The organism is Rhodopseudomonas palustris HaA2, from assembly GCF_000013365.1.
GTDB lineage: Bacteria > Pseudomonadota > Alphaproteobacteria > Rhizobiales > Xanthobacteraceae > Rhodopseudomonas > Rhodopseudomonas palustris_J.
Window position 1 is genome coordinate 2,324,263 of sequence record NC_007778.1, and the last position, 12,982, is coordinate 2,337,244.

General features: G+C 64.1%; 10 protein-coding genes. 8 read left to right on the forward strand and 2 right to left on the reverse strand.

Annotated elements, in window-relative coordinates:
- The first annotated feature begins 18 nt into the window (after positions 1-18).
- A complete protein-coding gene (locus RPB_RS10280; RefSeq protein ID WP_011440940.1) occupies positions 19-369 on the forward strand; it encodes an S-adenosylmethionine decarboxylase in 351 nt (116 codons plus the stop codon).
- Between the two features lie 114 nt (positions 370-483).
- Here the strand turns inward: RPB_RS10280 and RPB_RS10285 are convergent, their stop codons facing one another.
- Entirely contained in the window at positions 484-1,392 is a 909-nt protein-coding gene (locus RPB_RS10285; RefSeq protein WP_041798182.1) for a helix-turn-helix domain-containing protein, read from the reverse strand.
- A gap of 357 nt (positions 1,393-1,749) precedes the next feature.
- On the opposite strand from RPB_RS10285, the gene RPB_RS10290 reads away from it, so the two are divergent.
- The 6 genes from RPB_RS10290 to RPB_RS10315 are packed head-to-tail and all read left to right on the forward strand — an operon-like array spanning position 1,750 to position 9,390.
- Positions 1,750-3,009: an ABC transporter substrate-binding protein gene (locus tag RPB_RS10290; protein WP_245258338.1), complete on the forward strand. Its 1,260-nt coding sequence runs from the start codon at positions 1,750-1,752 to the stop codon at positions 3,007-3,009.
- Positions 3,010-3,019: 10 nt separating this feature from the next.
- Positions 3,020-3,763, forward strand: a complete 744-nt coding sequence (locus tag RPB_RS10295) for an ABC transporter ATP-binding protein (RefSeq protein WP_157038798.1) — start codon at positions 3,020-3,022, stop codon at positions 3,761-3,763.
- Positions 3,763-4,503 carry an ABC transporter ATP-binding protein gene (locus tag RPB_RS10300; protein WP_011440944.1) on the forward strand — a complete coding sequence of 247 codons (741 nt, stop codon included), beginning with the start codon at positions 3,763-3,765 and terminating at the stop codon, positions 4,501-4,503. The genes RPB_RS10295 and RPB_RS10300 overlap by 1 nt, the downstream gene beginning before the upstream one ends.
- On the forward strand, positions 4,503-5,384 hold the full coding sequence (locus RPB_RS10305; protein WP_011440945.1) for a branched-chain amino acid ABC transporter permease: 882 nt from the start codon (positions 4,503-4,505) through the stop codon (positions 5,382-5,384). The genes RPB_RS10300 and RPB_RS10305 overlap by 1 nt, the downstream gene beginning before the upstream one ends.
- A gap of 3 nt (positions 5,385-5,387) precedes the next feature.
- Positions 5,388-7,037 (forward strand): branched-chain amino acid ABC transporter permease, encoded by a 1,650-nt coding sequence (locus RPB_RS10310; protein WP_011440946.1) that lies wholly within the window; start codon positions 5,388-5,390, stop codon positions 7,035-7,037.
- Positions 7,038-7,071: 34 nt separating this feature from the next.
- Complete coding sequence (locus tag RPB_RS10315) at positions 7,072-9,390, forward strand: LamG domain-containing protein (protein WP_011440947.1); 2,319 nt, start codon at positions 7,072-7,074, stop codon at positions 9,388-9,390.
- Between the two features lie 95 nt (positions 9,391-9,485).
- Here RPB_RS10315 and RPB_RS10320 read toward each other — a convergent pair whose 3' ends face one another.
- Positions 9,486-11,420 carry a sigma 54-interacting transcriptional regulator gene (locus RPB_RS10320; protein WP_433993730.1) on the reverse strand — a complete coding sequence of 645 codons (1,935 nt, stop codon included), beginning with the start codon at positions 11,418-11,420 and terminating at the stop codon, positions 9,486-9,488.
- 159 nt (positions 11,421-11,579) lie between these two features.
- Here RPB_RS10320 and RPB_RS10325 point away from each other — a divergent pair, with 159 nt between their 5' ends.
- The gene (locus RPB_RS10325; RefSeq protein ID WP_011440949.1) at positions 11,580-12,968 is read left to right on the forward strand and encodes a CmpA/NrtA family ABC transporter substrate-binding protein; all 1,389 of its coding nucleotides are present in this window, start codon (positions 11,580-11,582) and stop codon (positions 12,966-12,968) included.
- Positions 12,969-12,982: the final 14 nt, after the last annotated feature.

A 12,982-nucleotide genomic window follows, 5' to 3' on the forward strand; every position in this document is an offset into this window, starting at 1 on the left:
ATTGAGGACCGATCGCCGATGTTGATGACCCACGCGCTGGCGGAACTGTACGACTGCCTGCCGGTGATCGAGGATGAAGCCGCCTTGGTAGCGGCCGCGCGCGCCGCGGTCCAGAGCGTCGGCGCGACCATCATCGGCTCCTACGAGGTGCGCTACGTCCCGCATGGGCTGACCATCGCGCTGTTCCTCGCCGAGTCGCACATTGTGCTGACCACCTGGCCGGAATACCGGCTGCTGCTGCTCGACGTGTTGCTGTGCAATCCGGAGATGGATTTCAACCGCGTCCTCGCCGAGGTCAAGCGCAGCGTCTGCCCCGACGGCGAGATGACGGTGCACCACGTGCCGCGCAAGATCGCCGCGCGGCCCTGAGCGGCTCGAATCCGGTCGATCGGCTCGGCACATCCGCGCCCGCGGTTGACGGCGGTGCGTCGCGCCTGCATTGCGCCGTCAACGGCTGTGGGGTGGCCTGGTCCCGCGACTGATTCAGCTTCCGGCGTCGGCGGCGGATTGTCGATCGGACTTCCCGGTCTGGCGTGGCGTCAAGCCAAAGCGTTTCCGATAGCAGGTCGAGAAATAGGACTGGCTCGTGAACCCGCATTCATAGGCCACCTGACCAAGATTGATGGTGGTGGTGGCGCCATGTCTTGAAATGACGTAATGCGCACGCTGCAATCTGAGTTCGAGGAGGCGCTGGCCGAACGAGGTGCCGTGAAAGTGAAACACCTTGTGCAGGTAGCGGACCGAGATCTTGTGCTCTCGCGCGGCGTGATCGGGCGACAGGTCGCAATCGTGCAGGTTGCGCTGCAGGTAAGCATCGATCCGATGGTACAGCGACGAGGCCAGCGTCTGCCTGATGAAGGTCTTGTCTTGTGCCGATTCCCGCAAGTCCAGCATCAGGCAGATCAGGTCGATCACCGACTGCTGGAGTCGGTCGGCGTGCTCTCCCGGCGGAAGATTGAGCAATTGCGCGCCGAGCGTTGTCACAACCGGAACGAGTTGTGAGTTGGCGATATTCATCGAGGCGCACAGGCCGTCGATCCCTTTGACCCGATCGATCAGAAGGCGGCGGTCGACCTTGATCGTGATGTTTTCGGACCCGTCCGGAACGTCGATGACGTAATTTTCGGCAGAGTTGAGGAGAAAGACGGTTCCGGGCATGGCTAGCCCCGAGCGTCCCCGCTGCTCGTATTGCAAGCCCTTTCGGATCGGAAACAGAAAGACGAAGTCTTCGGACCCGTCGATCTTCGCGGACTCCTTGCGCCTGATCACCCGTTGCGCATCCGCCTTGAAGTTGGACAGTCCCAGCGAGCCGAGTTGAACGTCGATCAGTTCGCCGACCACGCGGTCATCGTGGCGGGCCTGAATATCGAGGCGATAATACACTTCAGCCATGGCCTGCCGCCACGCTGCAATGCTTTCAGACCCGGTTAGCGCGGCCGTCGAATAGTGATTCCTCTGATTCATCACAGCGACCCCGATTGATCGGCACGTCCCGATCGGCTCGATACAAACGCCAGACATACAAATGCGAGAAATACAAACGCAAGAAGTGTGCCGTTTCAACGGGGCTTTGCCGCTGCGGCGTCGATCAGCAGTGCGCTGGCCTTGTAGAGAAGGTGCCCTCCAGTGAAAGACCGGACTTTGATCGGCTACTTATGATGCGGACGTTCTGAAACATGAGCGCCCGCCGGGACGCTCGTCAGGGAGAGGTCTATGGTCAGCAAGGTCTCGCGTCGAAAACTGCTTCACATGGCGTCAGCAGGCACGGCCGCTGCCGCTTTTCCCGCCCCATTCGTGTCCGGCGTCACGCGTGCGGCATCGGCAGATCCGATCCTGCTCGGGGTTCCGACGGCTCAAACCGCCCAGGCGGGCGTCGCGGATCATCAGGACTATCTGAACGGGACGACGTTGGCCCTGGAAGAAATCAACGGCGCCGGCGGCGTGCTCGGGCGTCAGGTCAAAGCCGTCGTGGTCGATATCGACCCGCTGTCCCCGGAAAGCGGGCAGGTTGCAATCAACAAGCTGATCGACGCCAAGGTGCACGCGATGTCCTGCGCCTTCGTGTTCACGCCGGTCCCGGTGGCGGACGTGTCGGCGCGCTACAAGGCGCCGTTTCTGTGGGGCCTCACTCAGCGCAACATGACCGATCTCGTCGCCAAGCAGCCCGACAAATACTCGCACGTGTTTCAGACTGACCCGTCCGAGGTCCACTACGGGCACACGTTCCCGGTGTTTTTGAAAGCGATGAAGGACCAGGGGGTGTGGAAGCCGCTGAATAACGGCGTGCACATCGTCCAGGAACAGATCGCCTACAACCAGACGATCTCGAAGGCGCTGCAGGCGTCGCTCCCCAAGAGCGAGTTCAAGCTCGCCGGCATCACCGACATCCAGTATCCGGTGCAGGACTGGGGCACAGTCATCCAGGAGATCAAGAAGGTCGGGGCCGGGGCGGTGATGATCGACCATTGGGTCGCCGCCGAATACGCCGCCTTCGTCAAACAGTACAGCGCCGATCCGTTGAAGGGCGCGCTCGTCTATCTGCAATACGGACCGTCGCAGCCCGAGTTCCTCGAACTGTCGGGGCCCGCCGCTGAAGGCTTCGTCTGGAGCACCGTGCTCGGCGTCTATGCGGACGAGAAGGGCAAGGCATTCCGCGCCAAATACAAGAAGCGGTTTCCCGGCATCATGGGGCTTTGCTACACCGGCAACGGTTACGACACGACGTATTATCTCAAGGCCGCCTGGGAGGCCGTCGGCGATCCGTCGAACTTCAAGGGCGTCAGTGACTGGATCCGCAAGAATTCCTATCGCGGCGTCTGCGGCTTCATGAGCATGGACAATCCCTATCAGGAATGTGCGCACTATCCGGACACGGGTGATGCGATCGGAGCCGCTGAGCTCGAGAAGGGCATGGCGCAACTGTTCTTCCAGGTCCAGAACAACGAGCACAAGATCATCTATCCGGACGTGCTCGTCGAGAACAAGCTGCAGAAGGCGCCGTGGTGGTGACGCCGGGTCGATGACGATGGCCGCATCCGCGATCTTCTCCTGCGATCAGATCGGTCTCGATCTCGGCGGACGTTCGATCCTGCGCGGCATTTCGCTCGACGTGAAGCCGGGCGAGGTGCTGGGGATCATCGGGCCGAACGGCGCCGGCAAGACCAGCCTGTTCGAAGTGCTGTCGGGGCGCATCTCGCCCAAGAGCGGAACGGTCGCCTATGGCGGCCGCGAGATCACCGGCCTGCCGCTGCACCGGCGGGCGCGTCTCGGCATCGGCCGTACCTACCAGACCCCGATCGTGCCGGAAGACATGACCGTCGCGCAGGTTCTGAAAGCGGCGCGGCAGGCGTATCGGCCGTATCTGACGCCCGACGACGCCGAATGGGGCGCGGGGCTGGTCGGCTTCCGGATTCCGGGCGCGATGATGGCGGATCGGCTCGACACGCTGAACCGCCGCAAACTGCTGATTGCCTGTCTGCTGATGCGGCGGCCGTCGGTGCTGCTGATGGACGAGCCGGCCGCGGGATTGATCAATTCCGAGATCGACGAACTCGACGACATCATGCGGGTGCTCGCCAAGGAACTGAACATCGCGATCGTGCTGATCGAGCACCGGATGGAGCTGCTCGATACGCTTGCCGATCGGGTGCTGGTGATGGATGCCGGCGAGACGATCGCCGAAGGATCGCTTGCGGAGATCCTGCTCAACCCGCGCGTCAAGGCTGCGTATTTCGAGACCGATGCCGGCGGGGGGCTGCATTGATGAGTATGCCCGAGACGGCCACGGCGCGCCCCGCGGTGCTCGACGTCAAGGGACTATCCGCCGGCTGGGGACCGATGCGGGTGATCCACGACCTCGATCTCACCGTCTTCGCCGGCGAGCGGATCGGTCTGGTCGGCCTCAACGGCCACGGCAAGTCGACGTTGTTTCAGGCGATCGCCGGGCTCACCGGCTGGCAGCGCGGATCGATCAAGCTCAACGGCTATGAGGTCGGCCGCACCCGCAGCCAGGGGCCGGGCCGCTACACGCATCTAATTGTGCGGAGAGGTCTGGCGCTGATCCCGCAGGGCGATGAGATCTTTCACGGCCTGACGGTCGAGGAGCATCTCGACAGCGGCGCCTTCACCAAGAGCGCCTGGGCCGAGCGCGGCATCCGCAAGAAGCGAATTCTGCAGATCTTCCCGCCGCTGGAGAAGCTGATGAAGATTCCGGTGGGCCGCCTGTCGGGCGGCGAGCGACGGATGGTGTCGATCGGCCGCGGCCTGATGTCCGACGCCGAACTGTTCCTGGTCGACGAGCCGTCGCTCGGGCTGGCGCCGAAGATCGGCCGCTCGGTGGTCGATGCCTTGATGGCGGTCGAGCTCGGCGGCTCGGCGATGGTGATCGCCGAACAGAACGTCGCGCTGCTCGAAGGCAGCGTCGATCGCATCATCGGAATGCACGCCGGCAAGCTGAAGGGCGAGGCCTCGGCCTCCAAGTCCATGTCGACGGAGCGCAGCTGATGAATTGGGGTTTCATCGTCACCAACGCGATCACGCTGGCCTGCATCTACGGGACGCTGGCGATCGGGATTTCGGTCACCTGGTCGAGCCTCGGCCTGGTCAATATGGCCTACGGCTTCATCTTTGCGCTGTCCGGCTACGGGGCGTGGATGGCGAGCGTGTATATCGGCCCGTATCCGGTCGTCGTGATGGCGGCAGGGATCCTGACCGGCGCGCTCGGCGGGCTGATCGTCTGTCTGCTCGCCTTCATTCCGATCCACGACAAGCCGAACTTCCCGTTGCGCGCGCTGATCGCCACGCTGGCGATCAGCCTGGTCGGCAATCAGATCCTGCTGTGGTGGTTCGGACCCCGGGCGAAATCGCTGCCGCGGCTGTTCGGCAACTGGAACGCCGACATCCTCGGCGTCGTCGTGACCTCGGACAAGCTCGGCGCCTCGCTGTCGGCGATCCTGCTGCTGACCCTGATCCTGCTGTGGATGCGCTCCAGCCGCCGCGGCCTCGAAATTCGGGCGATGATGATGAACCCGCACGCCGCCTCGATCGTCGGCATCGGCGTCCGCCGCACCAGCATCTACGTGATGGCCTTGACCGGGTCGCTCGCCGGACTGGCGGCGGTGCTGCTGGCGCAGACCTATTACGTCGCGCCGTTCAGCGGCATCACGCCGATGATCAAGGGACTGAGCATCGCGCTGGTCGGCGGCCTCGGCAGCATCCCCGGAGCGATCATCGGCGCCATCATGCTGGGGGTGAACGAGTCGCTGACCTCGACCTTCCTCGGCGGCCAATACGTTCTGATCACGCAGTTCCTGCTCATCATCGTCGTGCTTCTGATCCGCCCGCGCGGGATCTCCGGAATTCTCGACAAGGCGCGCGAGGCATAGCCGATGTCCGACACCACCGCTCCGATCTGGATCGACCCGACCGACTCGCAGCATCCGGAGACTCCGGCGCGCGAGGTGGCGACCAACCCATTCCTGTCGCATCAGGTGACCTGGAACGAAACCACGCGGTTTCGGCCGAAGATGTATCCCGTCGGCCGGCTGCGCTACTACTACAAGTGGCCCGGCCACGGCGGCGCGCTGTGGACGCGGACGCGGTACTGGCCGACGCGCCGCCGCGTACTCGACATCCGGGGCGAGTACAACCCCAAGACAATGCGGCGCGAGAAGACGATCGTCGACAAGCGGCCGATCTGGTGGATGCTGGCGCTCGCCGCCTTCTTCATCATGCCGCTGTTCGTGCCGGGAAGCATGTGGAATACCGTGATGTCGGCGGCCTCGGTGTTCGCGATCTACGCCGCCATCAACCTGTGCTGGATGCTGGTTGTGGGCACCGCGGGCATCTTTTCGCTCGCGACCTATGCGGTGGTCGGTGCCGCCGCTTATGGCACCACCTATATGGCGATCACGCTGGGGCTGCCGTGGTGGGTACTGCCGTTCGCGGGGATGCTGATCGGGCTGGCCTTCGGCGTCCTGATCGCGCTGCCGGCGATGCGGCTCGACGGGTTCTATTACGCGCTGCTGACGCTGGGTGTGGTCGAGCTGTGCCGCGTCTATGTGGTGCAGTCGCGCCAGTTCGGCTCGGCGACCGGCGGCCTGTACGGCGCGCCCAGCTATCTGCCGGCGTGGCTGTCGCAATCCAACCGGCTGCTGCTGGGGTACTACGTCGCGCTGTTCGTGATGATCCTCGCGCTGGCGCTCTACCGCTTCGTCGACGGCAAGCGGCTCGGCCGGCTGCTGCGGATGGCGCAGGAGAAGAAAGAAGGCTTCGCGCAGGCCTGCGGCGTCGATTTCATCCGCGCCCGCATCATGGTGTTCCTGATCTCGTCGGCGGCGCTCGGCTTCATCGGCGGCTTCTACGCCGTCCATTTCGGCGGGGCGTCGCCCAATCTGTTCTCGTTCGACACGCTGCTGCTGTCGCTGGCGATGCTGGTGATCGGCGGGATCGGGCGCGCCGAGGGCGCGGTCGCCGGCACGCTGATCGTGGTGTTTATCGATCGCGTGCTGATCGATCTCGGTCCGCTGCGCTTCGTCCTGATCGGCGCCATCATGCTCGGCGTCGTACTGTTCCTGCGCGGCGGCATTTTCGGCATCAAGGCGCAGTTCCGAGCCTGGCGCGACAAAAAGAAGAGCGAACGGCGATCGACCCGAGCCGAGAAAGGAGGCGAGATGTTGCCCGAAGAGGCCACCGAAGTCGAAGACAAGGACCAGGTGTATTTCCGCCGCTTCGACAAGATGCAGCGGGATTTCCTCAAGCGTCTTGTGTCGGACGCAGTGATCGCGGAGCACAAGTCCAAGCCGCTCGGCCAGCACAGCGAAGCGCTCGAACGCCTGCTGATCTACTTCCGCCGCCAGGGCCAGATCGACAAATACGCGATCATGGTGCTGGAGGAATTCAAGGCCTATCGCATCGTCGCGCTATCGGGTCATCGCGGCACCGCGCCGCGCATGGTCGAGGACCGCAATTACGAGACGCCGGACGAAGCCTATCACGCGCTGTTCCTGCGTCGCGTCCAGGATCTGCTCGAAACCTAATCCGCTCTGTCAGTCGCTGGAGAAGCCTGAGGCCATGGCCGAAAAGAAAGTATTTGGATACGCGGACAAGATTTCGGTCAAGCCCGGCGACGACATCTCGTTCTTCGTGCACGCCGATGGCACCGACGTCGTCGACGCGCAGCTGGTGCGACTGATCCATGGCGACGCGCATCCGGCCGGACCGGGCTATCGGGAGGAGGAGATCGCCTGCGAAGCCAACGGGGTGTGGCGGGTTCGCAAGCAGTTCACCCAGGTCGGCTCGTTTCTCACCGTGGCCGATCCGGAACAGCGCCTCGCGCCGAACGGCAGCTTCAGTCTCTGTATCTTCGTGCATCCGAACAGCCCGGGCGGCGGCCGACGGCAATGCCTGCTCGGCAAGTGGGACGCGTTCGGCAACCGTGGCTACGGTTTGTGGCTCAACCCGGACGGCTTTCTCGAATTCGGCTTCGGCGACGGCCACGAGGTCGACTATCTCGACGCCGAAGTGCCGGTTCTGAAGAACAACTGGTACTTCGTCGCGGCGACGTTCGACGCAACGACCGGCGTGGCGACGCTGTATCAGGAGGGGGTAGCGACCCGCTATAACTCGCTGCTGAGCAAGGTCGCCAATGTCGACTTCCGCTCGCATGTGCGCGAGACGTTGCGATTCCGCCCGGTCAATCCGCCGGACGTGCCGTTCCTGCTCGCGGGCGCGCGGGATCATCACACGCTGCGCGGCGATTTCGTCACCCAATGCCTGAACGGCAAACTGGACCGGCCCGCGGTGTTCGATCGGGTGCTGACGCATGACGAACTCGACCGCTATCGCGACACCGGGCTGGCGCCGCAGAATGGCCTGCTGGCCTATTGGGACACGGCGCAGGGCTACACCGCGCAGGGCATCGGCGATCGGGTCATCGATGTCGGGCCCTATGGATTGCACGCCGAGGGCTACAATCGCCCGGTGCGCGCGCAGACCGGGTTCAACTGGCAGGGCCGCGACGACTGCTTCCGGCTCGCGCCCGAGCAATATGGTGGCATCGAGTTTCACGACGATGCCATCATCGATTGCAAGTGGGAGCTGACGCGGTCGATCAAGCTGCCGGATCTGCGCAGCGGCGCCTATGCGTTCCGGCTGCGCACCGGCGACGCCAAGGGCATGCGCGAGGAATACATCGTGTTCTTCGTCCGCTCCGTCGCGCCGAAAGCGCCGATTCTGTTTCTGGTGCCGACGGGCAGCTACCTGGCCTATGCCAACGAGCATCTCAGTTTCGACGCTGAGATCATGCAGCCGCTCGCCGGACAATCACCGATCCTCTCCGAGGTCGACATCGAATTGTACCAGACCGCCGAGTTCGGTCTGTCGCTGTACGACCATCACGCCGATGGCGCAGGCGTCTGCTACAGCACCTATCGCCGGCCGATCCTGAATATGCGTCCGAAGGCGCGGATGTCGTCGATGGGCGTGACCTGGCAGTTCCCGGCGGATCTGTCGATCATCGCCTGGCTCGAGCACATGGGCTACGACTACGATTTGACGACCGACGAGGATCTGCATCGGGAGGGGGCCGATGCGCTGAAGCCGTACAATGTGGTGCTGAGCGGGACGCATCCGGAATACACCTCGGAAGCGATGCTCGATGCCACCGAAGACTACATCGCCGCCGGCGGCCGGTTCATCTATCTCGGCGGCAACGGCTTCTATTGGAACGTCGGCTACCACAGCGATGATCCGTGGTGCATGGAAGTGCGGAAGCTGAATTCCGGCATGCGGGCATGGCAGGCGCGCCCCGGCGAGTACTATCTGGCGACGACCGGTCAGAAGAGCGGCCTGTGGAAGGATCTCGGGCGGCCGCCGCAGAAGATCTTCGGCGTCGGCTTCATCTCGGAAGGTTTCGATTCGGCGCGGCCGTTCCGGCGGATGCCGGATAGCTGGCATCGCCGCGTGTCATGGATTATGGACGGCATCGAGGGCGAGATCATCGGCGATTTCGGTCTGGCGCAGGGCGCCGCCGGCGGCATCGAGATTGATCGCTACGATCTGACGCTCGGCACCCCGCCGCATTCGCTGATCGTCGCCTCTTCCGGCGGACACAGCGACAACTATCAGACAGTGGTGGAGGAGGTGCTCTATCCCTATCCAGGGCTGTCCGGATCGCACGACTATCGTGTGCGGGCCGACATGGTCTATTTCACGGCTCCGAATGACGGCGCGGTGTTTTCGACCGGATCGATCGCCTTCAGTCAATCTTTGCCGTACCAGAATTTCGACAACAACGTATCGCGCCTGCTGGCGAACGTCGTCACGGCATTCAGCAAGCCGGGGAAACTGCCGGGTTGGGCGTGGTCGGCCGAGGAAAAGCAATGGCGATGAGTCCGCCGGGCCGGTGAATTTGGGGAGTTGCGGTGGCGTACTCCGCCGCAAACAGCGGCGATCTGTCGCGCGAGGCAAGGGTCGGTCGTGTTATCTCAGTCGACTGCACTGCCGTTCGCGGCCCGTGTCGCGCTGATGCCCAATGCCTTGATCCGCGACGCCAGCGTCGTCGGCTTGAGGTCGAGCATCGCCGCTGCGCCGTCGTCGCCGAACACTTTGCCGTTGCACGCGCGTAGCGCGGCGACGATGTTGGCGCGCTCGAGATCGCGCAGCTCCGCGGCGGTCATCACCGCGGGTCGCGTTTCGGATTTCTGCCGGCCGGCGTTCGGCGCGGGATGGTGGCCGGACGGCTCCGGCAAATCGATCCGCAGCCGCCCGTTCTGTGCCAGGATGGTGGCGCGCTCGATCACGTTCTGCAATTCGCGGACGTTCCCCGGCCACTCGTAGCGCATCAGCCGCCGCACGTCGCCCTGCGACAGCCGCAGTCCGGATTTCAGCTCGCGCCGCTCGCTGGCGAGGAAGTGCTGCGCCAGCAACGGAATATCCTCGCGGCGATCGCGTAGCGGCACCGACTCGATCGGAAACACGTTGAGCCGGAAGTACAGATCCTCGCGGAAACGGCCGCGCTGCACCTCCTGCTTCAGGTCGCGATTGGTGGCGGCGATCAGCCGGACGTCGACATTGCGGGTGCGCTCGTCGCCGACCCGCTCGAAATTGCCCTCCTGCAGCACGCGCAGCAGCTTGCCCTGCAGCTCCAGCGGGATCTCGCCTATCTCGTCGAGGAACAGCGTGCCGCCGTCGGCCAGCTCGAACCGGCCGATGCGGTCGCGCACCGCCCCGGTGAAGGCGCCGCGGGTGTGGCCGAAGAATTCGCTCTCGAACAATTCGCGCGGAATCGCGGCGCAATTGACCCGGATCAGCGGCCGGCCGCTGCGGGTGCTGGCGTCGTGGATGGCGCGCGCGATCAGTTCCTTGCCGGTGCCGGATTCGCCGGTGATCAGCACCGCGGCGGTGGTCGGCGCCACCAGCTTGACCTGGCGCAGCGTGGTCTGGATCGCTTCGCTCTGGCCGATGATGCCGCGCGGATTGGTCTCGATCCGGATCTCTTCCTGCAAGTAATCGTTCTCGAGCTGCAGCCGCTCGCGCAGCCGGTCGACTTCGGCGAGCGCGGCATGCAGCTTCTCGTCGGCCTCGCGGCGCTGGCTCACGTCGCGAAACACCACGACGGCGCCGACGATCACGCCGCTGCGGTCGCGGATCGGCGTCGAGGTGTACTCGACCCACACCGGCTTGCCGTCCTTGCGCCAGAACACTTCGCCGTCGACGGTGTGCACCGCGCCGTCGCGGAACGCGGCGTAGATCGGGCAGTCGTGGTCGGCGTAGGGACGGCCGTCGTGATGGGTGTGGTGCATCACGGCGTGGATCGACCGACCGACCAGCTCCTCGGCCGACCAGCCGAGCATCCGTTCCGCCGCCGGGTTGACGAAGGTGGCGCGGCCCTCGGCGTTGACGCCGTAGATGCCTTCGCCGGCAGCGCGCAGGATCAACTGGTTCTCGCGCTCGATATCCTCGAACACCCGCTCGACCCGCTGCCACGCCGGCAGTCCGTCGCGCATGTAATCGTCGGCCGCTGCGTCGATATGGCGGCGGCGGCGCTGCTCGAGGTCGCTCATCGTCAGCAGCAGCAGTGTGCGCCCGCGAGATTGCAGCGCCCGGCCGGCATATTCGACCCGCAATGGCGTGCCGGCGCCATGGTTCGGCGTCAGCGCGTGGGTCCAATAGCTGCCGCGGTCGAACACCGCCTGGGTGAATACGATCAGCGCCGGGAATTGCCGGTCGTGCAGCGCGCTGATCCGGGTCTGCAGCAACGTGGCGCGGTCGTAGCCGAGCAGGGCGCAGGCCGCGGGATTGACCTCGAGGATCTGGTCGGCGGCCGGATCGAGCAACAGCGCCGCCTCGATCAGCCCGTCGAAGGCCTCCGCGCGCAGATCGGTGTCGGTTGCGGAAAAGGGTACCGGCAGATCCACCACTTGCTCCGAGATCTCGTAATTCGACTCCGAAAAATCGTATACTACGAGATTTCGTAGCAAACAAGTCGGCGAGCCTGTCGCCGTTTGAAGGCGAAGGTCCCGAAAGCCGAGCTGGCATGCTCCTTGCGTTAGATCTGATCAAACAGCGCAGGAGGTCTCATGTCCACGTTCGACAATCCGTTCGATCCCAACCGTCGCCTCACCGCAGGCGGATGTAGCTGCGGCCGGCACGTCAACGAAGCCGAACATGCGGCGGATCCGTCGTCGGCGCTGCAGCCGACAATGCTGGAGAGCGACGACAAGAAGTTCGAGGGCGTGGTCGCCTCCGCGGTGATGCGGGCGATGTTTCCGCAAGACGCCTCGCGGCGCGCCTTTCTGAAATCGGTCGGCGCCGCAACCGCTCTGGCGGCGATCTCGCAGTTCTTTCCGCTACAGACCGCCACCGAGGCGTTCGCCTCCGGCGGTCCGCTGGAGAAGAAGGACCTCAAGGTCGGCTTCATCCCGATCACCTGCGCCACGCCGATCATCATGGCCGCCCCGATGGGGTTCTATTCGAAATACAGCCTCAACGTCGAAGTCATCAAGACCGCGGGTTGGGCGGTGATCCGCGACAAGACCATCAACAAGGAATACGACGCCGCGCACATGCTGTCGCCGATGCCGCTCGCCATCACCATGGGCGTCGGCTCGAATCCGATCCCCTACACCATGCCGGCGGTCGAGAACATCAACGGCCAGGCCATCACTTTGGCGATGAAGCACAAGGACAAGCGCAATCCGAAGGATTGGAAGGGATTCAAATTCGCGGTCCCGTTCGACTATTCGATGCACAACTATCTGCTGCGCTATTATCTCGCCGAACACGGCCTCGATCCCGACGTCGACGTGCAGATCCGCGCGGTGCCGCCGCCGGAAATGGTCGCCAATCTGCGCGCCGACAATATCGACGGCTATCTCGCGCCCGACCCGATGAACCAGCGCGCGGTGTATGACGGCGTCGGCTTTATCCACATCCTGACCAAGGAGATCTGGGACGGCCACCCGTGCTGCGCCTTCGCCGCGTCGAAGGAATTCGTCACCACGATGCCCAACACCTACGGCGCGCTCTTGAAATCGATCATCGAGGCCACCGCCTACGCCCACAAGCCGGAGAACCGCAAGGAGATCGCCGCCGCGATCGCGCCGGCCAACTACCTGAACCAGCCCGCGATCGTGCTGGAGCAGATCCTCACCGGCACCTATGCGGACGGCCTCGGCAACATCATCAAGCAGCCGAACCGGATCGACTTCGACCCGTTCCCCTGGCAGTCCTTCGCGGTCTGGATCATGACCCAGATGAAGCGCTGGGGACAGGTCAAGGGCGACGTCGACTACAAGGCGATCGCCGAGCAGGTCTATCTGGCGACCGACACCGCGAAACTGATGAAGGAAGCGGGCCTCACCCCGCCGACCACGACCTCGCGGTCGTTCTCGGTGATGGGCAAGTCGTTCGACGGCTCGAATCCGGAAGAATATCTCGCGAGCTTCAAGATCAAGAAGGCCTCGTGATGGCCGGGGATGCG